Below are 24,738 nucleotides of genomic sequence, written 5' to 3' on the forward strand. Positions count from 1 at the left end.
TTTGAGTAAGCATCCTCAGTGTTTACAAGGCGCTAAACCCATTATTGAGGCATATCATGGCTAAGAAAATCAAAGGCTTAATTAAGCTACAGGTTGCAGCAGGTGCTGCTAACCCAAGTCCACCAGTTGGTCCTGCATTAGGTCAGCATGGTGTTAATATCATGGAATTCTGTAAAGCGTTTAACGCCAAAACAGACAGTCTTGAAAAAGGCGCTCCAGTTCCTGTTGAAATTACGGTTTATGAAGATCGCTCTTTCACATTTATTACCAAAACACCTCCAGCTTCTTTCTTGTTGAAAAAGGCTGCTGGGATCAAAAGTGGTTCAGGCCGTCCAAATACTGACAAAGTGGGTAAAGTTACTCTCGCTCAGTTGGAAGAGATTGCTAAAACTAAAGAACCCGATTTAACTGCTGCCGACTTGGAAGCAGCTGTACGTACTATCGCAGGTTCTGCGCGTAGTATGGGCTTGGTAGTAGAGGGATAATCTGATGGCTAAATTAACAAAACGTATGCGTATCGTTCGTGACCGAATTGATAGCACTAAAGAATATGATTTCAGCGAAGCCGTTGCTTTGTTGAAAGAACTGGCAACTGCCAAGTTTCCTGAAAGCGTTGATGTTGCAGTTAACCTGGGTGTAGACCCACGTAAATCTGATCAAAACGTTCGTGGTGCAACTGTATTGCCACACGGCACTGGTAAAGACGTACGTGTTGCAGTGTTTACTCAGGGTGCCAATGCCGAAGCCGCTAAAGAAGCTGGCGCAGATTTAGTGGGTATGGAAGACTTGGCCGAGATGGTTAAAAAAGGCGACATGCCTTTTGACGTAGTGGTTGCTTCTCCGGATGCCATGCGCGTTGTGGGTACCTTAGGTCAAATTTTAGGTCCACGTGGCCTGATGCCGAACCCTAAAACGGGCACTGTGACGCCAGATGTAGCTACAGCGGTTAAAAATGCTAAAGCCGGTCAGGTACGCTATCGCAACGACAAAAACGGTATTATCCATGCCAGCATCGGTAAAATCGCTTTTGAAGAAAACCAGATTAAAGAAAACCTTGAAGCATTGTTGGAAGCCTTGAAAAAAGCTAAACCATCAACAGCTAAAGGCGCTTTCATCAAGAAAATTAGCCTGAGCACCACAATGGGTGCAGGTGTTTCTGTCGATCAGGGCACACTGGCAAGTTAATTGAAGGATCAGCACCGAAGGTGTTGATTTCTCTCTAAAGGTTTATGGGTTGGAGCCTGACTATTAATTTTAATAGCCAAGGCTCCCGTCCAAGACCGCAGGTGTTATCCGGTAAGTAGAATTAGAGAGCTACCTACATTCAACGGATAACTTAAAATATCAACCTGCGCAGACGGTGGATCTGACTCAGACTCTCTGGGAATAACGAACACCGTAGTGCGGTAAAACGTTGTCGGTGTTACAACCAATAACATTTTATCAATCTGTGAACTCTGGAAAACTTCGGTTTTTCAGTAACTAAAGAGGTGAACTCAGTGGCACTAGGCTTAGCAGCAAAAAAAGAGATCGTCGCCGAAATTAATGGCGTTGCATCTCAGGCTCTGTCCGTTGCCGTCGCTGAATACCGTGGGATGGAGGTTGCAGACCTCACTGAATTGCGTGTTAAAGCTCGTGAGCAAGGCGTTTACGTTAAAGTTATTCGTAATACTCTTGCAAAACGTGCTTTTCAAGACACTAAATTTGGTGATTTGGAAAGCGCTTTAACTGGGCCGTTAATTTACGGTTTCTCTTTGGATGCACCTGGCGGTGCAGCACGTCTTTTCAAAGACTTTGCTAAAGAGAATAACAAGTTAAACGTCACTGCACTTTCAATTGGTAGTGGTTTATTGGGTCCAGAAAAACTGGATGCAGTAGCGTCACTTCCGACTCGCGACGAAGCTCTGGCGAAATTACTTGCTACCTTCAAAGCACCAATTGGCAAATTCGTTCAAACTATCAACGAAGTGCCTTCGAAATTTGTGCGCGTATTGGCGGCTGTCAAAGACACCAAGTAATTGGCGTCATTGGTATTTAGAATTTTTAACATTAAACCCAGGAGTTTAGAGAAATGGCTCTAACTAAAGAAGATATTTTAAACGCGATTGCTGAAATGCCAGTTATGGAATTGGTTGAGTTAATCGAAGCAGCTGAAGAAAAATTCGGTGTAACTGCTACTGCGGCTGTTGCTGCTGTTGCAGGTCCTGCTGCAGGCGGTGAAGCTGCTGCAGAACAAACTGAATTCGACGTAATCTTAGCCGAAGTTGGCGCTAACAAGGTATCTGTTATCAAAGCAGTACGTGGCGCAACTGGCCTTGGCTTGAAAGAAGCTAAAGACGTAGTTGATAGTGCACCTAAAGCAATTAAAGAAGGTGTATCTAAAGAAGAAGCTGAAGAACTGAAAAAAGCGCTTGAAGAAGCCGGTGCTAAAGTTGAAGTTAAATAATCTGTTTTTAAACAGATTATTTGCCTGATACAGGCATAGGCTGGTGACTTTTTGGTCACCAGCCTTTTTGCGCTGTAGGATAGGGTACTTACACCGTTTAAGCCCTATTCACTTAAAAATAAAAGAAAGTCATTTGGTTTCAAATAATTATGTTGCTTCACTGATTTAAAAATAGTGGGTAATATGGATCAAATGCACCTTCTCAAAACGGTGCTGGAAGTTTGTCTATCTACTCGTCGCGCGACGGGATGGCAAGTTGGATCACAATTCAACAGGCTGAGGAAACCATGGTTTACTCTTATAGTGAAAAGAAACGTATACGGAAAGATTTCGGCAAACGCCCGCAGGTACTGGAAATACCTTACCTTTTATCCATTCAATTAGACTCATTCAAACGATTCATCGCTATGGATCCGGAAGGTCAATATGGTCTGGAAGCAGCATTTCGTTCAGTATTTCCAATCAAAAGTTACTCAGGTAACTCCGAGTTACAATATGTCAGCTATCGTTTAGGCGAGCCCGTATTTGATGTTAAAGAATGTCAAATTCGCGGTGTGACGTATTCTGCTCCTTTGCGGGTGAAATTGCGTCTGGTGTTGTTTGATAAAGAAGCCGCACCAGGAACAGTAAAAGACATAAAAGAACAGGAAGTGTACATGGGCGAAATTCCGCTCATGACAGATAACGGCACCTTTGTTATTAATGGTACAGAACGGGTTATCGTTTCCCAGTTGCACCGTTCACCTGGCGTGTTCTTTGATCATGATAAAGGAAAAACCCACTCCTCAGGTAAAGTGCTGTATAACGCACGCGTCATACCTTACCGTGGTTCATGGTTAGATTTCGAGTTTGATCCTAAAGATAACTTGTTTGTACGTATAGACCGTCGCCGGAAGTTACCAGCGTCGATTATTTTGCGTGCACTGGAATTCAGTACAGAAGAAATTCTGGAAATGTTCTTCGAGAAAGTACAAGTACGTCTGGATAAAGACCGTTATTTGATGGATATCGTCCCTTCACGCTTACGCGGTGAAGTGGCCCAATTTGATATCGTCGGTAAAGACGGTGAAGTATTGGTTGAAACCGGTCGTCGTATTTCTGCCCGTCATGCCATTCAACTTGAAAAAGCCAACATTACTGAACTGGAAGTGCCGGTTGAGTACTTGATTGGTCGTGTATTGGCCAATGGCCATGTTGACAAGGAAAGTGGTGAAGTCATTGTTGAAGCCAACGATGAATTAACGCTGGAAACGTTGGAAGCGTTGAAAACTGCCGGCATTACCGAGTTTGATACATTATATATCAATGAACTGGATCACGGTTCATACGTCTCCGATACACTGCGTATTGATTCAACCACCAATAAGCTTGAAGCCTTGGTTGAAATTTATCGCATGATGCGTCCTGGCGAGCCACCGACTAAAGACGCTGCTGAAGGACTGTTTGGTAACATGTTCTTCTCTGCCGATCGTTACGATTTATCTTCTGTTGGCCGGATGAAGTTCAACCGTCGTCTGGGTCGCGAAGAAATGACTGGCGAAGGTACGCTGAGCAAAGAAGATATCGTTGCGGTTATGCAGCAACTGATCTCTATCCGTGACGGTAAGGATGAAGTGGATGATATTGACCACTTGGGTAACCGTCGTATTCGTTCTGTAGGTGAAATGGCCGAGAACCAGTTCCGTGTTGGGTTGGTTCGGGTAGAACGTGCAGTAAAAGAACGTTTGAGCTTGGGTGATCTGGATGCGGTTATGCCGCAGGACTTGATCAACGCCAAGCCAATTTCTGCTGCAGTAAAAGAGTTTTTCGGTTCTAGCCAGCTATCCCAGTTTATGGATCAAAACAACCCGTTGTCAGAAGTGACGCACAAACGTCGTATTTCTGCCTTAGGTCCGGGCGGTTTGACCCGTGAACGCGCCGGTTTCGAAGTCCGAGACGTACACCCGACCCACTATGGTCGCGTTTGTCCTATCGAAACACCGGAAGGTCCGAACATCGGTTTGATCAACTCGTTGTCAACTTATGCCCGTACCAACCATTACGGTTTCCTGGAAACGCCATATCGTAAAATTATCGATGGCATAGTGTCGGAAGAAATCGACTTTCTGTCTGCTATTGAGGAAGGTAACTTCCCGATCGCCCAGGCGAATGCAGAATTAGATGCAGAAGGTTATTTGGTTGATGACCTGGTAACTTGTCGTTACCGCGGTGAGTCTACCTTGATGCCTAAAGATGACATCAAGTACATGGACGTTTCACCTCAGCAGATCGTTTCTGTTGCTGCCAGCATGATCCCGTTCCTGGAGCATGATGATGCTAACCGGGCCTTGATGGGCTCGAACATGCAACGTCAAGCGGTACCCACTTTACGTGCCGACAAGCCGTTGGTGGGTACAGGTATGGAAAAAACCGTAGCGGTGGATTCCGGTGTAACTGTGGTGGCCAAACGTGGTGGTGTGATTGATTACGTGGATGCCAGCCGTATCGTGGTTAAAGTTGAAGAAGATGAAATGATTGCCGGCGAAGCAGGCATTGACATCTATAACTTGACTAAATATACCCGTTCAAACCAGAACACTTGTATCAATCAGAAACCAACCTGTTCAGTGGGTGACCCCGTTGTACGTGGTGATGTTCTGGCGGATGGTCCTTCAACGGACTTGGGTGAGCTGGCATTGGGTCAAAACATGCGCGTGGCATTTATGCCATGGAACGGTTTTAACTTTGAGGATTCGATTCTGTTATCAGAACGAGTAGCCGAAGAAGATCGTTTTACCACTATTCACATTCAGGAACTGAGCTGTATTGCTCGTGATACCAAGTTAGGTCCGGAAGAAATCTCTGCGGATATCCCTAACGTGGGTGAATCAGCCCTGTCCAAACTGGATGAATCCGGTGTGGTATACATTGGTGCTGAAGTGAAAGGTGGCGATATTCTGGTCGGTAAAGTGACACCTAAAGGTGAAACGCAACTGACACCAGAAGAAAAATTATTGAGAGCGATATTTGGTGAAAAAGCCTCTGATGTAAAAGATACATCATTGCGCGTACCGAACAGCGTTCGCGGTACCATTATTGATGTTCAGGTCTTCACTCGCGACGGTGTCGAAAAAGACAAACGTGCGCTGGAAATCGAAGACATGCAATTGCGTCAGGTCAAAAAAGACTTGTCAGACGAATTCAATATTCTGTCTGACGGTACATTTGCCCGTGCCCGTGCATTGCTTGAAGGTTCTGGTATCAGTGCTGAGAAACTGGACAGCTTGCCACGTGAAAAATGGTTCGAGATTTCATTGAAAGATGAAGACAGCCAGGCTTCTCTTGAGCAAATTGCTGATCAACATGCAGAGATCAAAGCGGACTACGACAAGAAATTTGAAGTCAAACGTCGCAAAATCACCCAAGGTGATGATCTGGCTCCAGGCGTGCTGAAGATCGTTAAGGTTTATCTGGCGGTTAAACGTCATATCCAGCCTGGTGATAAAATGGCGGGACGTCACGGTAACAAAGGGGTTATCTCTACCATCAAACCGGTAGAAGATATGCCTTACGATGAAAACGGTGTACCGGTTGATATCGTATTGAACCCGTTAGGTGTACCGTCGCGGATGAACATCGGTCAGATCCTGGAAACCCATTTGGGTATGGCTGCTCATGGTCTTGGGGTCAAAATTGATCGCATGATTAAAGAGCAACAAGAAATGGCCAAGTTGCGTGCCTTCATTAAAGAAGTGTATGAATCCGGCCAGTCTTGTCAGGAAGTGGACATCGACAGTTTTACTGATCATGAAGTCCAGCGTCTTGCGCAGAATTTGCGTAAAGGTGTGCCAATTGCGACGCCTGTGTTTGACGGTGCCAAGGAAGAAGAAATCAAGCAGTTGTTAAAACTGGCTGGTATTCCTGAAGACGGTCAGATTGTACTGTTTGACGGCCGTACCGGACGTGAATTTGAGCGTAAGGTGACTGTGGGTTACATGTACATGCTGAAACTGAATCACTTGGTTGATGACAAGATGCATGCGCGTTCTACCGGCTCGTACAGCCTGGTTACCCAGCAACCTCTGGGTGGTAAGGCGCAGTTCGGTGGTCAGCGTTTCGGTGAGATGGAAGTATGGGCACTGGAAGCATATGGTGCTGCTTATACCTTGCAGGAAATGTTGACGGTCAAGTCCGATGACGTAAATGGTCGTACTAAAATGTACAAAAACATTGTGGATGGCGATCATCGTATGGAACCTGGTATGCCGGAATCTTTCAACGTATTGCTGAAAGAAATCCGTTCACTGGGTATCAACATCGAACTGGAAGAACAGTAGGCCGCTCAGTAAGAGCATTATGTATGGAAGCCTTTGGGCTTCCCGAGTTTAATGACTCCGTCGGGAGAACATAGTGAAAGATTTATTAAAATTTCTGAAGCAGCAGCATAAGTCCGAAGAATTCGACAATATTCGAATCGGCCTTGCTTCACCGGACATGATCCGTTCATGGTCTTATGGTGAAGTGAAAAAGCCAGAAACTATCAATTATCGTACCTTTAAACCGGAACGTGATGGTTTGTTCTGTGCCCGTATATTCGGGCCAGTAAAAGACTACGAATGTTTGTGTGGTAAATACAAACGCCTGAAGCATCGCGGTGTTATCTGTGAAAAATGTGGCGTAGAAGTCACTTTAACTAAAGTTCGTCGTGACCGTATGGGTCATATAGAACTGGCTAGCCCGGTTGCACATATCTGGTTCCTGAAATCATTGCCGTCTCGTATCGGTTTGATGCTGGATATGACCTTACGCGATATTGAACGCGTATTGTATTTTGAATCTTATGTCGTGACTGAACCAGGCATGACAACGCTTGAGCGCAGCCAGCTTCTGAGTGAAGAAGAGTATCTGGACGCGCTGGAAGAACACGGTGACGAGTTCGACGCCAAAATGGGTGCCGAAGCGGTATTTGAATTGTTGACCGCACTTGACGTGGCTGCCGATGTTGCAGCAATGCGCGAAGAATTGCCTAGCATCAACTCAGAAACCAAGCGTAAGAAAATTACCAAACGTCTGAAATTACTGGAATCCTTCCAATTGTCTGGCAATAAGCCAGAGTGGATGATTATGACAGTATTGCCTGTTTTACCTCCGGATTTGCGTCCTCTGGTACCACTGGATGGTGGTCGTTTTGCTACCTCAGATTTGAATGATTTATATCGCCGGGTGATTAACCGTAACAACCGTTTGAAACGTCTGCTGGATCTGGCTGCGCCAGATATTATCGTGCGTAACGAAAAACGTATGTTACAGGAAGCGGTTGATGCGCTGTTAGATAACGGTCGCCGTGGTCGCGCTATTACCGGTTCCAACAAACGTCCGCTTAAATCTCTTGCCGATATGATCAAAGGTAAGCAAGGTCGTTTCCGTCAAAACTTGCTGGGTAAGCGTGTTGACTATTCTGGCCGTTCGGTTATTACCGTGGGTCCTACACTGCGTTTACACCAGTGTGGTCTGCCCAAGAAAATGGCGCTGGAATTGTTCAAGCCATTTATCTACGGAAAACTGGAAGGTCGTGGTTTAGCCACCACCATTAAAGCCGCCAAGAAACTGGTCGAAAAAGAAGCGCCGGAAGTCTGGGACGTTCTGGATGATGTTATCCGCGAACACCCGGTACTGTTAAACCGTGCACCTACTTTGCACAGACTGGGTATTCAGGCTTTTGAACCGACCCTAATCGAAGGTAAAGCGATACAGTTGCACCCGTTAGTATGTGCGGCCTATAACGCCGACTTCGACGGTGACCAAATGGCGGTTCACGTACCTCTTACTATCGAGGCTCAGTTAGAAGCGCGTGCCTTGATGATGTCGACCAATAACATCCTGTCTCCCGCCAATGGTGAGCCAATCATCGTACCTTCACAGGACGTTGTATTGGGTTTGTATTACCTGACGCGTGATCGCGTTAACGGTCTGGGTGAAGGTATGGTGTTCGCTAACGCTCACGAAGCTGAAAAAGCTTACCGTACCGGCTGTGCAGAATTGCATGCCCGCGTAAAAGTGCGTATCCGTGAGTTTGACGTGGACGCCGAAGGCAACAAAACAGAAAAAGTCACCCTGACAGATACTACTGTTGGACGCTCGATTTTGTCGTTGATATTGCCACAAGGTTTGCCGTTCGAATTGATTAACCAGGCGATGGGTAAGAAGCAGATTTCGCGTCTGTTGAATGCCTGTTATCGTGCCCTGGGGCTGAAAGATACCGTTATTGCCGCTGACCAAATCATGTATACCGGTTTCCATTACGCGATGATCGCGGGTGCCTCTGTTGGTATCGACGATATGGTTATTCCGGATGCCAAGAAAGATATCATTGATGAAGCCGAAGCCGAAGTGGTCGAGATCCAGGAGCAATTCCAGTCTGGTTTGGTGACCGCCGGTGAACGTTACAACAAAGTTATCGATATCTGGTCAAAAGCTAACGAAGACGTATCCAAAGCGATGATGAGCAACCTGTCAAAAGAGCAGGTGCTAAACCGTGATGGTGAAATGGAAGAGCAGGACTCTTTCAACTCGGTCTTTATGATGGCTGACTCCGGTGCTCGTGGTAGTGCCGCCCAGATTCGTCAGTTGGCCGGTATGCGTGGCTTGATGGCCCGTCCAGACGGTTCAATTATCGAGACACCGATTACCGCAAACTTCCGTGAAGGCCTAAACGTACTGCAGTACTTTATTTCTACTCACGGTGCGCGTAAAGGTTTGGCCGATACCGCATTGAAAACCGCTAACTCAGGTTACTTGACTCGTCGTTTGGTTGACGTTGCACAAGATTTGGTTATCAACAACGAAGATTGTGGCACCTTCGAAGGTGTTAAAATGACGCCACTTATTGAAGGTGGTGATGTTGTTGAACCGTTGCGTGAGCGTGTACTAGGTCGTACCGTTGCTGAAGATGTCATCAAGCCGGGTACCGATGAAGTGTTGGTGGCACGTAACGTGTTGCTTGACGAAGAGTTGGTTGATTTGCTTGAAGTTAATTCTGTCGATCAAATTCAGGTTCGTTCGGTTATCACCTGCGAAAATGACTTTGGTGTGTGCGCTAAATGTTACGGTCGTGATTTGGCTCGTGGACATGAGGTGGGCATCGGTGAAGCTGTGGGTGTTATTGCTGCACAATCTATCGGTGAACCTGGAACACAGTTAACCATGCGTACGTTCCACATCGGTGGTGCGGCGTCACGAGTGTCGGCCGAAAACAGCGTACAAGTTAAAACTAACGGTAGCATGAAAATGCATAACGCCAAGTTTGTACGTAATGTTGACGACAAAGTGGTTATCGTTTCGCGTTCAACTGAATTGACCATCATTGATGAGCAAGGACGTGAGAAAGAACGTTATAAAGTACCTTATGGTGCGATATTGAACGTTGATGACAATGCTGCAGTTCAGGCTGGTGATATTATTGCTAACTGGGATCCGCATTCGCATCCAATCATTACCGAGCGCGCATCGAAGATCAGCTTTGCTGATATCGATGAATCAAATACTGAAACGCAGCAGGATGAATTAACCGGTCTGACTCGTATCGTGGTTAAAGACTTGTCCAAGGCAACGGCTAAAGAACCTAAGCTGATTCTTGAAAATGATGAAGTGGGTATTCAGGAAATTCGTTTACCTAGCTTTACCACTATTGAATCCAGTGATGGTGCCATGGCTAATGCCGGTGATGTACTAGCCCGTATACCGCAGGAAAGTTCGAAGACCCGTGATATTACCGGTGGTCTGCCACGTGTTGCTGACTTGTTTGAAGCGCGTAAGCCGAAAGAGCCTGCAATCCTTGCGGAAATCTCCGGAACCATTGGTTTTGGTAAAGAAACCAAAGGCAAAAAGCGTCTTGTGATTACACCTGAAAATGGCGATCCATACGAAGAGATGATTCCTAAGTGGCGTCAGCTTAACGTGTTCGAAGGTGAAAAAGTCGAGCGCGGCGAAGTAATTGCCGATGGGCCTGAAGCGCAGCACGATATTTTGCGTCTACGCGGAATCAGCGCCGTATCCAATTACATTGTTAACGAAGTACAGGATGTTTACCGTCTGCAAGGGGTAAAAATCAACGATAAGCACATCGAGGTTATTATCCGTCAGATGTTGCGTAAGTGTATGATTACTCATTCCGGTGACAGCCAGTTGCTGGTCGGCGAGCAGGTAGAAGTCTCTACCGTCAAGATCGCTAACCGCGAGCTGGAGAAGCAAGGTAAAATGCCAGCTGAATATGAAATTCAGTTGTTGGGTATTACCAAAGCGTCGCTGTCGACTGAATCCTTTATTTCAGCAGCATCGTTCCAGGAAACGACTCGTGTACTGACCGAAGCCGCAGTGCAAGGTAAAGAAGACGAGCTACGTGGTCTGAAAGAAAACGTTATTGTTGGTCGTCTGATCCCGGCAGGTACCGGTTTCGCTTACCATCAACAACGTCAACAACAAAGAAATCAGGTTGAGCTGGATGATCCGTCCGTATCAGCCGCAGAAGCAGAGCAAGCATTAACTGAAGCCCTAAACGCTGAAGTGACCGCTTCTTCTGGTGATGCAGAGTAATTTGTTGACATAATTGAAATTTACTTGTCAGCCAGCATGCCAAGCTGGTTGACAGGCTAAACTTTGATCTATAGAATTCTGCGACCCTAATTTTAGGGCCGCGGAATTTTTCGCATTTAAAATCAGCAGTTTTTAATCAGGAGCTAGTTAATGGCAACAGTTAACCAGTTAGTCCGCAAGCCACGCCAAAAGGCCATTGTGAAAAGCAATGTTCCCGCTTTGGATGCTTGCCCACAACGCCGTGGTGTATGTACTCGCGTATATACCACCACACCAAAGAAGCCGAACTCAGCATTACGTAAAGTATGTCGTGTTCGTTTAACCAACGGTTTTGAAGTGTCTTCATACATCGGTGGTGAAGGTCACAACTTGCAAGAGCACAGCGTTGTTCTTATTCGTGGTGGTCGTGTTAAAGATTTACCAGGTGTGCGTTATCACACTGTTCGCGGTACGTTAGACTGCGCCGGTGTTGGTGATCGTAGACAAGCTCGCTCCAAGTACGGCGCGAAACGGCCCAAGTCTTAACGGTTCTCCGTTAGTAAGGCCAAACTTAAGTATTAATTAGAGTTTTGGGAAACCCCTGAATTCCTCGGAGAATAGAAAATGCCTAGAAGAAGAGTCGTAGGTCAACGTAAAATCCTGCCTGATCCTAAGTTCGGATCACAGTTACTCGCGAAATTTATGAATGTCGTCATGTTAGATGGCAAGAAGTCAACTGCTGAAAAAATCGTTTACGGCGCGCTTGATATTGTTGCTGAGAAAACCGGCAAAGAGCACCTGGATGTATTTGAAGTCGCATTGGATAACATTCGCCCGACTGTCGAGGTTAAGTCTCGTCGTGTGGGTGGTTCTACCTATCAGGTTCCGGTAGAAGTTCGTCCAGTTCGTCGCAATGCATTAGGTATGCGCTGGTTGGTTGAAGCCGCACGTAAACGTGGTGAAAAATCCATGGCTCAGCGTCTGGCAGCTGAAATGCTGGATGCATCTGAAAACAAAGGTTCTGCGGTTAAGAAACGTGAAGACGTGCACCGTATGGCCGAAGCAAACAAAGCTTTCGCCCATTACCGTTGGTAATTAGCAGAGTGAGAGGTTGAAATGGCTCGTAAAACGCCAATTGAGCGATACCGCAATATAGGCATTGTTGCTCACGTAGACGCGGGTAAAACCACGACTACGGAACGTGTTCTTTTCTACACTGGTTTATCACATAAAATCGGTGAGGTTCATGATGGCGCGGCCACCATGGACTGGATGGAACAGGAGCAGGAGCGAGGAATCACCATCACATCTGCTGCGACCACTTGTTTCTGGTCGGGTATGCAAAAGCAATATGAACAACACCGCATCAATATTATCGACACGCCGGGGCACGTTGACTTCACTATTGAAGTAGAACGCTCCCTGCGCGTTCTTGATGGCGCTGTGGTGGTGTTCTGTGGTTCATCTGGTGTTGAACCTCAATCTGAAACGGTATGGCGTCAGGCTGACAAATATCACGTTCCGCGTATGGTATTTGTCAACAAAATGGATCGTGCCGGAGCAGATTTCAAACGCGTTGTCGGACAAATCCGTAATCGTTTAGGTGCCACTTGTGTGCCTATTCAATTGAATGTCGGTGCCGAGGAAAACTTCAAAGGGGTGATTGATCTTCTGAAAATGAAGTACATCAACTGGAATGAAGCAGACCAGGGCATGACTTTCAGCTACGAAGATATTCCGGCTGACCTGCTTGAGCAGGCAAAGACAATGCGGATGGAAATGATTGAGGCCGCAGCAGAAGCCAATGAAGAATTGATGGACAAATATTTGGAAGGCGTCGAGCTGACCGAAGAAGAAATCAAGCATGGCTTGCGCACACGCACACTGAATAACGAAATTGTACTGGCGACCTGTGGGTCGGCATTCAAAAACAAGGGCGTTCAGGCTGTCCTGGATGCTGTTATTGAGTATTTGCCAGCGCCTGTCGATGTACCGCCAATTAAAGGTATTCTGGACGATAAAGACGAAACAGAAGGTGAGCGTCATGCAGATGATAAAGCGCCGTTTTCTGCCCTTGCGTTTAAAATCGCCACCGATCCTTTTGTTGGCACACTAACATTCTTCCGTTGTTATTCCGGTGTGGTTAACACTGGGGACTCGGTATACAACCCGGTAAAAGGTAAACGCGAGCGTTTTGGCCGCATCGTACAGATGCATGCCAAAGACAGGGCCGAGCTGAAAGAAGTTCTGGCCGGCGATATCGCGGCTGCTATCGGTTTGAAAGATGTGACCACGGGTGACACATTGTGCGACCCTAACCACATTATTACCCTGGAACGGATGGAGTTTCCGGAGCCGGTTATCTCGGTGGCTGTTGAACCTCGTTCACAGGCGGATCAGGAAAAAATGGGTATCGCGCTAAGTAAATTAGCGGCTGAAGACCCTTCTTTCCGGGTTAAAACCGACGAAGAAACCGGACAGACGATCATCTCTGGTATGGGTGAATTACACCTGGATATCATTGTGGATCGAATGAAACGGGAATTCGGTGTTGAATGTAACGTGGGTAAACCACAAGTTGCTTATCGTGAGACTATTCGTTCTGCCGTTGAGGTAGAAGGTAAATTCGTGCGTCAATCCGGTGGACGCGGTCAATTTGGTCATGTTTGGCTGAAAATTGAGCCACAGGAAGAAGGTGCGGGTTACCAGTTTGTCAACGACATCGTCGGTGGTGTGGTTCCTAAAGAATTCATCCCGGCGGTTGATAAAGGTATTCAGGAACAGATGCAAAACGGCGTTATCGCCGGTTATCCTGTACTTGATGTCAAAGTAACATTGTATGATGGTTCATATCATGATGTTGACTCTTCTGAAATGGCGTTTAAAATCGCTGGCTCAATGGGCTTCAGGAAAGGGGCTGCACAAGCAAACCCTGTGTTACTTGAACCAATGATGAAAGTAGAGGTCACCACTCCAGAAGACTGGATGGGAGACGTTGTTGGTGATTTGAATCGTCGCCGCGGTATGATCGAAGGCATGGACGATGGGGTGGGCGGAATTAAAATAGTACGCGCTAAAGTCCCGTTATCTGAAATGTTTGGTTATGCAACTGATTTGCGTTCTGCAACGCAAGGACGTGCATCATACTCAATGGAATTCTTTAACTACGCCGAAGCACCTAATAATGTTGCCAAGGCGATAATTGAAGCTCGACAATAATCTTAATGAAGGTCTGGTCCGGTTATCTATCCTTATTAGGGGCCGGACTTTTAACTTAGGAAATTAGTAAAATGGCAAAAGCAAAGTTTGAACGTACAAAACCGCATGTCAACGTAGGCACAATCGGCCACGTAGACCACGGTAAAACGACCTTAACCGCAGCAATCACGACTGTATTGGCAAAAACTTACGGTGGTTCAGCTCAAGCGTTCGATCAAATCGACAACGCCCCGGAAGAGCGTGAGCGTGGTATCACCATCGCGACCTCACACGTAGAATATGACACACCAAGCCGTCACTACGCACACGTAGACTGCCCAGGACACGCGGATTATGTCAAAAACATGATCACCGGTGCAGCGCAAATGGACGGAGCGATTCTGGTAGTAGCAGCGACAGACGGCCCAATGCCACAAACTCGTGAGCACATCCTGTTAGGCCGCCAGGTAGGCGTACCTTACATGATCGTCTTCATGAACAAATGTGACATGGTAGACGACGAAGAATTGCTAGAACTGGTAGAAATGGAAGTACGTGAACTGTTAACCGAATACGAATTCCCGGGCGATGACTTACCTGTTATTCAAGGTTCCGCGTTAAAAGCGCTGGAAGGCGACGAAGAATGGGAAAAGAAAATCATCGAATTAGGTGAAGCCCTGGATACTTATATCCCAGAGCCAGAGCGTGATATCGACAAGCCGTTCCTGCTGCCAATCGAAGACGTATTCTCGATTTCAGGTCGTGGTACAGTTGTAACCGGTCGTGTAGAGCGTGGAATCGTAAACACAGGTGACGAAGTAGAAATCGTGGGTATCAAAGACACCACCAAATCAACCGTTACCGGAGTAGAAATGTTCCGTAAACTGCTTGACGAAGGTCGTGCAGGTGAGAACATCGGTGCCTTGTTACGTGGAACCAAGCGTGAAGACGTAGAGCGTGGTCAAGTATTATGTAAGCCAGGTTCAATCAAGCCACACACCAAGTTCGAAGCAGAAGTATACGTACTGAGCAAAGACGAAGGTGGTCGTCACACGCCATTCTTCAAAGGCTACCGTCCACAGTTCTACTTCCGTACTACTGACATCACAGGTGCAGTTGAATTGCCAGAAGGTGTAGAAATGGTTATGCCAGGCGACAACCTGAAATTCAAGGTTGAGCTGATTAACCCGATTGCGATGGATGAAGGATTACGCTTCGCTATCCGTGAAGGTGGCCGTACAGTAGGTGCAGGTGTTGTAGCTAAAATCATCGAGTAATCGATAGATTAGCGATACGTCAGTATCATAAGAAAGGCTCCTTCGGGAGCCTTTTTGCATTTTTAGGGCTAATAACGCAGTTGCTGTACGACCACCGTAACGGTGTTCCGTGACAAATTCGTCGGGAACGAATTTGAACAGCCGAAGGCTGGCCCGTAGGGTGAAGGGCAGGATGCCCGGAATAACGTGGCCGTACAGTAGGTGCAGGTGTTGTAGCTAAAATCATCGAGTAATCGATAGATTAGCTAACGCTAAGTACTAGAAAAAGGTCGCGAAAGCGGCCTTTTTTGTATCTGCGATACGGCTAAAAGATATTGGCTTCGCCAAGGGCTGTTCCGTTCGCCCTGAGCGCAGAGCAGTAGAAGGGTAGTACTTAACGCCAACTGGCCTCCATGCCTTTGTAACTCGCATCCTTGCGAGCTAGGCACTTTTCAAGGACGAAAAGTACCCAAAAGTCCTTTCGCTCCACCAACTTGCTATTCTTGTTCCGGCGCAACTTGTTTAATCGAAGCGGCGCGATGAAACATTCATGTTTGGCCGTTCGAACAAGTCAGGCCTACACAAGGCAAGTTAGAGTTGCTAGATAAAACCATAATCTTTGAGTACCCAAACATTATGCGATGTCCAGTTTTGCAACCCGTCTTTTATAACCAAATATCGGTATCTTGGTTTCCTGAGATAACCATAATTTCAACGTTTTGGTTTGAGACTCGATAGAAGATGCTTTCTTCACCGCAGATACATCCTCTATATCCCGGTCTGATATGGTCTATCGATTGGTAAAGCTGCGGATGGCTGGCAATTCTTTCAATAAAAAGAATTCATCAAAATAGCTGTTTGCTGCCGCTTCGCCGAAGTTTTGCTATCCGCAGGATAGCTACGCCTAAGATTTTATTTTGCAGCATTTGACAGCTTAATCTTATGCATCGCTAATTTTAACTTGATGAAATATGACACCTATTTAGCATCATTATCACGAATAAGCTCAAGGAAGTGGAGAAGAGGAAGGTTGAAGCCTTTAAAAAAATCCCCGCTCTGTTGGCGGGGATTTACTTGTTGATTAACAGGCTAAATATAAAGCAGTTTAGTTACCTATCACTTTAAACTCAATTGAGCTTGGATATTCTTTGCTGTGATAGAGCTTGTGCTCGGCTTTAACAAAGTCTTCCGGTTTGGCGTTGAAGATATTGTCGATGTATTTTTGTGGGTTCATATCCATAAACGGGAACATGCTGCTTTGCACCTGAATTTGCAGTTTATGTCCACGTTTGATGGTGTGCAGTACATCCAGTAATTCAAATTTGACCAATGTGGGTTTATTCGGCTCAAACGGCTCAGGGGTACTCATACTGTTTCTGAAGCGCCCACGGATAATGCCCCAACGCACTAACTCATGGCGGTTACCTGTGTCTTTGTCGACTTCATTACTGCTTTCGTCCATGCCTGGGAATACATCAACCAGCTTCACCACAAAATCTGCGGCACTTTGGTTGGTGGATACCCATAAATTTAAATCAATGGCACCTGCGATGGTTTGATCTTCAGTGGCCACGTCGCTGTTAAATACCAGTACGTCGGGGCGACGGGCAGTGAAGCGCTGATCTTCGGCCATATAGGGGCGATCCCAGCCGCGACTGGTGTGGGCCGAGTGAGGAACAGGTTTATTAGGATCACTGATATAGTCACTAAAGCCGCCTTTAGGTTCCTTATGATCAAGTAGTTTTTCATTGGCACCCATATATAGGGTCATGTCTTTGCCCTGTTTAGGTGGCCAGGTATCAAATTCACGCCAGCGGTTTGCTCCGGTTTCGAAGATAGTCGCTTTGGCCAGCGAGTCGGTTTTATCATCCTTCAAGTTATGTTTGAAAAATGGTAGTAAAATACGTTCCTGAAACCATTCACTGGTATCGAATCCAAAATTGGCTTCACCCATTTTGTCGCCATCGCCGCGGTTCCACTGGCCGTGGTACCAGGGACCCATAATGATGTGAATGTTGTCTTTTTTGTTGCCTTTGGACATTTTCTGATAGGTTGCTAATGGGCCATACAAATCCTCGGTGTCATACCAGCCACCGACAATCAAGGTTTCAGGTTTAACATCGTTAAGATGCTGCAACAGATTACGTGCTTGCCAGTATTCATCGTAATTAGGGTGTTCAGTCAGTTCATTCCAGAAAGGACGCTCGCCATGAAAATAGTCTTTATTGACGTTGGCTAACGGCCCTAAATTACGGAAAAAATCATAACCATCCGGAGTGGTAGATTTCATGCCTTCCGGCCAGTAGGGGAATTGTCCTTCACGCTGCTTATCGAACTTATCGAAGAAAATAAACGCCATAGGCGTCGAGAAAGCACCGTTTCGATGGAAGTCATCAAAAAACCAGTCGGCAATAGGCGCCTGGGGTGAGATCGCTTTCAGGGCCTTGTGGCTGTTGATTGCGGCTACCGAGGTGTAGTAACCAGGGTAAGAGGTTCCCCACATACCGACCTTGCCATTGTTGTTCGGGATATGTTTGACCAACCAGTCGATAGTGTCATAGGTATCGGTGGCATCATCTGCAGCCTTCCCACCTTTTTTATAGGCGTCTTGCGGGCGCATATTGACATACTCGCCTTCGGACATAAATTTGCCGCGTACATCCTGAAATACAAAGATAAAGCCTTCTTTCTCGAAGATTTCGCTAGGACCCAGTTTGGTCTTGTATTTATCCAGTCCGTAAGGTGCAACACGATAAGGCGTGCGCTGCATCAACATCGGATATTTAGTCGACTTGTCGTAGGGGATATAGACGGAGGTAAAGAGTTTGACTCCGTCACGCATAGGGATCTGGTATTCATACTTCGCATAATGCGAGCGGATATATTCGGCTCTTTTGTCTTGCTCTTTATCATCGGCAGCCTGAGCAAAAGCGACCAGCATGATATAGCAACACAATCCGATAAACCCTGATAAGGTTTTCTTATTCATTACATTATCCTTTATTATATTGAAAAATAAATAATTTTTGCTTTTGCGCAATCGCTCACCATACTATTTTTTGCCTTCAAGTCCTATGCTCAAATCGATGAACTGAGTTAATTCAACGGTGAGCTCCATCATTCCGGAATTGCTGCCGAGCAGTCCATTTGGCAGGCGTCGAGTAGTTCGTTTACCAGTTCTGGTTGATTAAGCGCTTTGGCAATCGCCACACCGCCTATCATCAATACTGCACGCTGCATGGCATCAACACGAGTCATCCCGGCGGATTCCAGAAAGCGTATTAGACCTTTGAATACGGCAGTATAGGCGTCGCGCACTTGCTTATCACGCTGGCCAATATCAGTCGTTAAAAACGCCAGTGGACAGCGCAACTGTTCTCCTTGCAGGTGTTCCGAGGATAAATATTCGCGGCTCATCTGTTCAATGTCGTCGGCATTGTGTTGGTACTGAGCCGCTTTTTGTTTTGCGCCGGCGATAATGGCTTCGGCGTACAGTTCCGATTTGGTTTTAAAGTGGGCGTAAAAGGCACCGCGCGTTAATCCTGCTTCTGTCATCACGTTATCAATGCTGATTTTGTCAAATCCGTGTTGGGTAAACAGGCGGGCGGCACTGTGTAAAATGCGTTGCCGTGTATTGATTTTATGCTCTGCGTTCCAGGCCATAATAGCTGTCTCGTTGATTAAAATATGTTCTTGAACATATTTTAACACCGATTAGGCTGAAGTGAACTTTATCAGACGAGGAACACAGAATGAGTCAGGTTTATATTTACGGTATGCAGTTCAGCCCTTTTGTACGTATTGTGCAACTGGTTTGTGAAGAGAAAAATATCGCATACGATATTGGTATGCAGCAGGGAAGCCAAACTGTCGAGTTTCAAAGTGATGAGCATGCGTTGCTACACCCATTTCGTAAAATCCCGGCGCTGCAACACAACGGCAAAGTACTGGCGGAAACCAACAGCATCTGTCGATATCTTGACAGCAACTTTACTGGTATCAGCCTAACGCCCGATGATCCCTGGATTAAGGCAAAAATGGATGAATGGTGCGAACTGGTGACAACTTATATCAGCCATGCGATTGTGCGTGATTATTTGCTGGAACTGGTCTTTCCCAAGGGCGACGACGGTAAACCCCGTATTGACGTACTCAAAGCAAATCGTCCAGCAGCTCAACATGCAGTGCAATTGATCGCTAATCAGTTGCAAGAGCAGGATTATTTGTTTGCAGGGCAACTGACCCTGGCGGATCTGGTGACGGCTCCTTGTCTATACTATGCCGCCAGCTTACCAGAGAAATTTGCGTTGGTTGAACCCGATTCCAGTCTACATCAGTACTTGTCACGTCTGCAGCAACGTGAGTCAGCCAAAAAGGTGTTAATCCCCAAAGCCTAAACTATCGGAGTGTAGCTGTTCAGAGAGTGTAGTTGTTCACAGAAGTAATGGAGCAACTGCGCAGCCCTTCTCAATTGATTTAAAGTTGGCTAAGGTAAATGCCTGTTAATTAGCGGGCTTTCCTTATGCCAGTTTTAACTTTTGTCCTGTAATGAACTGCGAAAATTGGATTATTCATCCAGGTTATCTGACGGATAGCGATTTACTGTTGGCATATGAGGGTGCGCAAGCCTTGGTGACACAAGAACCGTCATGCACGGAACAGATTTTTCGATATAATATGCTGGCCGCCGAGATTATCTTAAGGCAGCTCGCCGATATTAAATTATTGAGTTTCACCAATAGCCGACTATCAAGCTCACGTTCCTGTCAAACCAGTCCTTATCAGCAATTTGAACAGTTAAGAGTGCGTTATCAAAATAAGATATCTGGACGTATCCTTTTGCCAGCTAATGCCCAGCAGCTATGGAGCCAGCACAAATATTCGATTATGGCTCGTGATGTGAATTTGTATAAACGCATAGGCAGGGAGGTTGCGCAGATGAAACCGGCTACCCAGTACTCTGAGCTGGCATTATTGCTGACGCAACAATTAAGTGTAAGGCCTGGGCCAGGCGGTATTTACAATGCCCTGCAACATATGTGGGGGTATGTCTCCGCAGTGGATATAACCAATAATGACAATATGACGGAATGGTCAGCGTCGGAGTTATTGCTAAAAATTCAGCTTAATACGTTGAAAATAAAACAATTCTATCTATTATCATCTACAGCGTTAAGTGAACTTTATGTATGGATTGCTACCAAGCCCTAGCGGCTAAGTCCACAACAGGGAGAGAAAATGTACCGGCAAATTATTGATTTCTGGTTCAAAGAAATAGAACCATCCCAGTGGTGGAAAAAAGACGACGAGTTTGATCAATATATCCGCGCCCGTTTTATCGGTGTATACAACCAGGCCATACAGGGAGAATTATTCACCTGGCGCCGACATTCTCAAGGCCGGTTGGCCGAAATCATCATACTGGATCAATTTTCCCGCAATATGTTTCGCGATAAACCGCAGGCTTTTAGCCAGGATAATATGGCCCTCGTGCTGGCACAGGAGGCTGTGGCGGCAGGGGTTGATAATGAATTAACGCCTATTCAGAACAGCTTCCTGTATATGCCTTTTATGCATAGTGAATCTAAGTTACTGCACAACATTGCCGAAAAACTGTATAGGCAGAATGGCATTGAAAACAATCTGGACTTTGAGTTGAGGCATAAGGCTATTATCGAGCGTTTTGGCCGTTATCCTCATCGCAATGACATTCTAGGACGCGAATCCACTGAAGAAGAAATTGATTTCTTAAAGCAAGCGGGTTCTTCTTTTTAGTTAAGGAGACTGGCCTGGACTACATAGCGCAGTGGCGTATCGGGAGTTAGTGAATCGAAAGGGTAGCAGGTAATCAAAGTAAGCAGGGCAGCGCTGCTATTTTGCAGTAAATCGATTCGATCCTGATTAACAATTTGTATCTTGGTTACCTGATATTGATAATGACCTTGGCGGGTTTCAAGGCTCAATATTTCCCCCTTTTCAACGCCCTCCAATATTCTGAAATGGGTGTCTCGATGACCAACAACAACGGTATTCCCTTGTTGCATAGGTAATGGTGTTTGACTGATATGACCGGGCCCAAAGGCAAGTACCCGGCCCGACGCACCTTCCAATATATACAGTTCCTTGTTTTTTAAGTTGAGTTTGGCAACAGGCCAGGTATCAGCCCAGGACCAGGGGAGCTGCCATTGATTACTGTCCAGTGTTTGTTGCCATGCATCTTTAATCAGCCATTGAGCAACCTGGGCTTTGGCATAAATATAACCGCCACTGACGATTAAATAGAGCGCAATCCCCGACAATAATGTCAGGGTTAGGTAGCGCCATTGTCTTATGCCAACTTTGCTCACCAATTTTTGCGCCGGGTAAGTAAATGCCAACTACATATCAGAATCAGTAGCAAAATACCGGTGAGTATATTCAGCGATGCCGGGGTGGCGGTTTGCGGTAATTGTCCCACCATCATTTCCGCGGCGTCGATACCTTGTGGAAGGTGATTCGCAACGGCCCGATCATGCGCGCCATGTTGCTGCAAGTCCACCGGAGTGTGATCTACCGCGACCAGACTGGTAAATTCGCTAACCAGATGATGCTGCAGAGCAGTTTGTTCAATCTGCTGATTCATCCCTTGTCGATCTTCACTATGTCGCCTATCCCGGTTCAATTGGGCAATCTTGTTGCGCGCCCACAATACATCCAGCCCACTTGATTCGGCCCCTTGGGTTACAGGTAATTGCACAGCCCAGGGAGTTTGTTGTCGGTTACCTGAAATATTCAGCTTGTTCAGTTTGTTATCGCTGCGAAAACTGACCATAACCGGCTCACCCAGATAAAGGTCCGGGATATGTGCCGGATAGAATTCGGTACCGGCGCTAAAGTCCAGTTCAATATCGGTTAATGCCGGAAAGCGCAGTTTATCCAACAATAGCTGCATTTTAGTGCGGACCTGCCCAACGTCACCGATATAGGTAAAGGTGCCTCGACCAGCCTGAGCAGCACCGGTCATAAAATAGCTGTTGGGGGCGGAGCCAATCCCCACGGTAAATAAACGGCTATGGGCAAGTTTTTGTTCGATCAGTTGCATTAGAGCTTGCTCATTGCCGACGCTGCCATCGGTAATAAAAATAACCTGGCGTAATTCATGGGACGGATATTGTTCATCCAAGGCCAGATGCAGCGCTTTGGCCATTTCGGTGCCGCCGTCTGCGTTGAGTCCGCCAATAAAACTCATGGCGGTGAGTTTATTGGCGGTACTGGCCGTCATCGGTTCCCACCACAGCGAGCGGGCATTGGAGTTGAATTCGATAAGATTAAAGTTATCTTGCGGATTGAGTTGCTGAATAGCGATTTGCAACGCCATCTTGGCTTGCCGGATTGACTCGCCCGCCATGGATCCTGAGGTATCGAGGACAAAAATCACTTCGCGTGGCGGAATGTCAGGTTTATCCTCGTCCTTTTCATTAATAACGGGTTGTGGTGGCATAAACATCAGCAAACCGTATTGTTTGTTATTGTGCTGTTGAGTAAATAAAGCGGCTTGCGGACTGGCGTTAAGCTCTGGTTGCCAATTCAGTACAAAGTCCCGATTAGCCATCGCGCTGCGCTGTAGCTCAAGTTTTACCTGTTTGTCATCCTGATAAGTGATATCAACGGGATGGAATTCACTTTCAATACGACTCAGGGCAAAACCACTGTTTAGTGTCACCTGTAAATCGACTTTATTTTCAGATGAATCCCGGTCTTTAATCGGTGGGCTGATTAAGCTGGCGTCGGGTACCTGATCGGTATTAAGTGCCCATCCAGTGGCACTAAAGACAGGACTAATTGGTCTGCCCGGTATATATCTGGGCGTGATGGTCATCGGAAAGCGCAAACTGAATTGACCATTTTGGTAGTCAAGCTGTTGCTGGTATTCGATAGTCACTTTGACCGTTTCGTCAGGGCCGATATTGGCCACCGAATTGGTAAACAGGTTGGGGCGCTGCTGTTCAACCAGGCTGGCTTTTTTGCCTTGTTGTTTGGCTTTTTGGTAAGTTTCGCGCGCCTGCTGTTTGGGCTGTATCTCGCCCACAATAATTCTGTCTCCTACCTGCATCGACATATGATCGACGGCGGCATTTTCTGGTAACGGGAATACGTAGATGCCGTTGACCCACTGTTGATCAGGATTACGGAAGGTTTGTGTTACTGTGGTGCGTGCCACCATACCGGTAACGTTAATTCGTACATCGGTATGCAATAGCGGGCTGAGTGATTGCTGCTGCGGGTTGTTAGTCTGTTGCAGCACTAAACTTCCTTGTTGCAGTTGCTGGATACTATCAACATTTGGCATGTTTGCGCGTCCGGCGCTAAAACAGGGCGCTGCAAGAAACAGCGCCCCAAGCCCCAAAATAAGCGGCCCCCAGACAGAAGTACACCAAGAAGTGATATGCCAGACAGCAATCTTGTGAATGATTGTCGTCATGGGTTTATCCTTTTAGTTAGCCGCAGTCATTACGGAATGTCCGTCAGACAATTTAACCATCACCCGGCGATCAAAGAAGTTATCTTCATTGCTGGTACCTGCGCTTAGCGGTGACGACTCGCCAAAAGCGTTGCTGGTGATTTGATTGTCGCTCACCCCGTTTTCTACTAAAAAGGACCGGATGCTTTTTACCCGTTGCTCGGACAAAGACTGGTTATAGCTGTCATCGCCACGACGATCGGCGTAGCCGGACAAATTAACCTGCAACTTGGGATTGTCGCGTAAATTCTTGGCTAACAAATTCAATTGCGCTTTGTAGTGATCCTCGATCAAATAAGACGCGGTGCGAAACTGGATACTGGACTCTACATCCTGACTAACCACTTCAATTTCACGATTAAGGGATACCAACTCCAGCTGAGCTTTTTGTTGCGCCTGTTGGTAACTTTGTTGCAAGGTCGCCAGTTGTTGGTCTTTGTTATTCAGTTGCGTTCTGGCATCGGCCAGTTTGGCTTCATCATTGACGTCATCGGCGATCATAATACCGAAAATACCAGCGATCATGCCGCCTAAGGGGCCTGCGATAAGCGTGCCTGCTACTGCACCCGAGCCAAAACCTATCAGCTCGTTTTTCTGTTGTTGCTGCTTGCTTTGTTCGGCAAAAGCTGTGGAAGTTAGTGCCAGGCTGATTGCGATAATACTGAGTGAATGTTTCATATTGTTTCTCCAAATGGTTGTTTATGTAACATGCTGTTGTGCTGAGTTCCCATATAGTAAACAACGACTTAGTGACCAACCCGGGGTCGAATAATGGCAATGTGGCGAGC

At 46.4% G+C, this 24,738-nt stretch carries 18 protein-coding genes; 13 read left to right on the forward strand and 5 right to left on the reverse strand.

What is annotated here, in order from left to right; all coding sequences use genetic code 11:
• The first annotated feature begins 56 nt into the window (after window positions 1–56).
• The 10 genes from rplK (at window position 57) to tuf (ending at window position 15,471) form a co-directional block, all read left to right on the forward strand.
• Window positions 57–485, forward strand: a complete 429-nt coding sequence (gene rplK, locus V1467_RS02000) for a 50S ribosomal protein L11 (RefSeq protein WP_416307130.1) — start codon at window positions 57–59, stop codon at window positions 483–485.
• A 4-nt stretch (window positions 486–489) separates the two neighbouring features.
• Window positions 490–1,185: a 50S ribosomal protein L1 gene (gene rplA, locus V1467_RS02005; protein WP_416307131.1), complete on the forward strand. Its 696-nt coding sequence runs from the start codon at window positions 490–492 to the stop codon at window positions 1,183–1,185.
• 314 nt (window positions 1,186–1,499) lie between these two features.
• Window positions 1,500–2,018, forward strand: a complete 519-nt coding sequence (gene rplJ / locus V1467_RS02010; RefSeq protein WP_416307132.1) for a 50S ribosomal protein L10 — start codon at window positions 1,500–1,502, stop codon at window positions 2,016–2,018.
• Between the two features lie 53 nt (window positions 2,019–2,071).
• Window positions 2,072–2,446 (forward strand): 50S ribosomal protein L7/L12, encoded by a 375-nt coding sequence (gene rplL, locus V1467_RS02015; RefSeq protein ID WP_416307133.1) that lies wholly within the window; start codon window positions 2,072–2,074, stop codon window positions 2,444–2,446.
• A gap of 287 nt (window positions 2,447–2,733) precedes the next feature.
• Window positions 2,734–6,762, forward strand: a complete 4,029-nt coding sequence (rpoB, locus tag V1467_RS02020) for a DNA-directed RNA polymerase subunit beta (protein WP_416308633.1) — start codon at window positions 2,734–2,736, stop codon at window positions 6,760–6,762.
• Between the two features lie 73 nt (window positions 6,763–6,835).
• Window positions 6,836–11,017, forward strand: a complete 4,182-nt coding sequence (rpoC, locus tag V1467_RS02025; RefSeq protein WP_416307134.1) for a DNA-directed RNA polymerase subunit beta' — start codon at window positions 6,836–6,838, stop codon at window positions 11,015–11,017.
• A 150-nt stretch (window positions 11,018–11,167) separates the two neighbouring features.
• Window positions 11,168–11,542, forward strand: coding sequence for a 30S ribosomal protein S12 (gene rpsL, locus V1467_RS02030; RefSeq protein ID WP_416307135.1), 375 nt, complete (start codon window positions 11,168–11,170; stop codon window positions 11,540–11,542).
• A 78-nt stretch (window positions 11,543–11,620) separates the two neighbouring features.
• Entirely contained in the window at window positions 11,621–12,091 is a 471-nt protein-coding gene (rpsG, locus tag V1467_RS02035; protein WP_416307136.1) for a 30S ribosomal protein S7, read from the forward strand.
• A 21-nt stretch (window positions 12,092–12,112) separates the two neighbouring features.
• Window positions 12,113–14,215: an elongation factor G gene (gene fusA / locus V1467_RS02040; RefSeq protein WP_416307137.1), complete on the forward strand. Its 2,103-nt coding sequence runs from the start codon at window positions 12,113–12,115 to the stop codon at window positions 14,213–14,215.
• Between the two features lie 71 nt (window positions 14,216–14,286).
• Complete coding sequence (gene tuf / locus V1467_RS02045; protein ID WP_416307124.1) at window positions 14,287–15,471, forward strand: elongation factor Tu; 1,185 nt, start codon at window positions 14,287–14,289, stop codon at window positions 15,469–15,471.
• 1,084 nt (window positions 15,472–16,555) lie between these two features.
• Here tuf and V1467_RS02050 read toward each other — a convergent pair.
• On the reverse strand, window positions 16,556–18,439 hold the full coding sequence (locus V1467_RS02050) for a CocE/NonD family hydrolase (protein WP_416307138.1): 1,884 nt from the start codon (window positions 18,437–18,439) through the stop codon (window positions 16,556–16,558).
• A gap of 128 nt (window positions 18,440–18,567) precedes the next feature.
• Complete coding sequence (locus V1467_RS02055; protein WP_416307139.1) at window positions 18,568–19,113, reverse strand: TetR/AcrR family transcriptional regulator; 546 nt, start codon at window positions 19,111–19,113, stop codon at window positions 18,568–18,570.
• 89 nt (window positions 19,114–19,202) lie between these two features.
• Here V1467_RS02055 and V1467_RS02060 point away from each other — a divergent pair, with 89 nt between their 5' ends.
• The 3 genes from V1467_RS02060 (at window position 19,203) to V1467_RS02070 (ending at window position 21,225) form a co-directional block, all read left to right on the forward strand.
• Window positions 19,203–19,847, forward strand: a complete 645-nt coding sequence (locus V1467_RS02060) for a glutathione S-transferase family protein (protein WP_416307140.1) — start codon at window positions 19,203–19,205, stop codon at window positions 19,845–19,847.
• Between the two features lie 151 nt (window positions 19,848–19,998).
• Window positions 19,999–20,661 (forward strand): DUF1722 domain-containing protein, encoded by a 663-nt coding sequence (locus V1467_RS02065; protein ID WP_416307141.1) that lies wholly within the window; start codon window positions 19,999–20,001, stop codon window positions 20,659–20,661.
• Between the two features lie 27 nt (window positions 20,662–20,688).
• Entirely contained in the window at window positions 20,689–21,225 is a 537-nt protein-coding gene (locus V1467_RS02070; RefSeq protein ID WP_416307142.1) for a DUF924 family protein, read from the forward strand.
• On the opposite strand, the gene V1467_RS02075 is transcribed toward V1467_RS02070, so the two are convergent.
• From V1467_RS02075 to pdsO, 3 genes are read right to left on the reverse strand one after another with little or no spacing between them, the layout of a single operon-like run.
• Window positions 21,222–21,797 (reverse strand): class GN sortase, encoded by a 576-nt coding sequence (locus V1467_RS02075; protein ID WP_416307143.1) that lies wholly within the window; start codon window positions 21,795–21,797, stop codon window positions 21,222–21,224. The genes V1467_RS02070 and V1467_RS02075 overlap by 4 nt on opposite strands.
• Window positions 21,794–23,911, reverse strand: coding sequence for a marine proteobacterial sortase target protein (locus V1467_RS02080; protein WP_416307144.1), 2,118 nt, complete (start codon window positions 23,909–23,911; stop codon window positions 21,794–21,796). The genes V1467_RS02075 and V1467_RS02080 overlap by 4 nt, the downstream gene beginning before the upstream one ends.
• Window positions 23,912–23,923: 12 nt before the next feature.
• Window positions 23,924–24,628 (reverse strand): sortase-associated OmpA-like protein PdsO, encoded by a 705-nt coding sequence (gene pdsO, locus V1467_RS02085; protein WP_416307145.1) that lies wholly within the window; start codon window positions 24,626–24,628, stop codon window positions 23,924–23,926.
• Between the last annotated feature and the right edge of the window lie 110 nt (window positions 24,629–24,738).

The sequence above is a fragment of the Neptunicella plasticusilytica genome, assembly GCF_047922965.1.
Lineage (GTDB): Bacteria > Pseudomonadota > Gammaproteobacteria > Enterobacterales > Alteromonadaceae > Neptunicella > Neptunicella plasticusilytica.

Coding starts and splice junctions, on each gene's coding strand:
- rpoB (WP_416308633.1), top strand. CDS start 2,734: ATGGTTTACTCTTATAGTGAAAAGAAACGTATACGGAAAGATTTCGGC.
- V1467_RS02070 (WP_416307142.1), top strand. CDS start 20,689: ATGTACCGGCAAATTATTGATTTCTGGTTCAAAGAAATAGAACCATCC.
- rplL (WP_416307133.1), top strand. CDS start 2,072: ATGGCTCTAACTAAAGAAGATATTTTAAACGCGATTGCTGAAATGCCA.
- V1467_RS02050 (WP_416307138.1), bottom strand. CDS start 18,439: ATGAATAAGAAAACCTTATCAGGGTTTATCGGATTGTGTTGCTATATC.
- V1467_RS02060 (WP_416307140.1), top strand. CDS start 19,203: ATGAGTCAGGTTTATATTTACGGTATGCAGTTCAGCCCTTTTGTACGT.
- fusA (WP_416307137.1), top strand. CDS start 12,113: ATGGCTCGTAAAACGCCAATTGAGCGATACCGCAATATAGGCATTGTT.
- V1467_RS02080 (WP_416307144.1), bottom strand. CDS start 23,911: ATGACGACAATCATTCACAAGATTGCTGTCTGGCATATCACTTCTTGG.
- pdsO (WP_416307145.1), bottom strand. CDS start 24,628: ATGAAACATTCACTCAGTATTATCGCAATCAGCCTGGCACTAACTTCC.
- rpsL (WP_416307135.1), top strand. CDS start 11,168: ATGGCAACAGTTAACCAGTTAGTCCGCAAGCCACGCCAAAAGGCCATT.
- rplA (WP_416307131.1), top strand. CDS start 490: ATGGCTAAATTAACAAAACGTATGCGTATCGTTCGTGACCGAATTGAT.
- rpsG (WP_416307136.1), top strand. CDS start 11,621: ATGCCTAGAAGAAGAGTCGTAGGTCAACGTAAAATCCTGCCTGATCCT.
- V1467_RS02055 (WP_416307139.1), bottom strand. CDS start 19,113: ATGGCCTGGAACGCAGAGCATAAAATCAATACACGGCAACGCATTTTA.
- V1467_RS02065 (WP_416307141.1), top strand. CDS start 19,999: ATGAACTGCGAAAATTGGATTATTCATCCAGGTTATCTGACGGATAGC.
- tuf (WP_416307124.1), top strand. CDS start 14,287: ATGGCAAAAGCAAAGTTTGAACGTACAAAACCGCATGTCAACGTAGGC.
- rplK (WP_416307130.1), top strand. CDS start 57: ATGGCTAAGAAAATCAAAGGCTTAATTAAGCTACAGGTTGCAGCAGGT.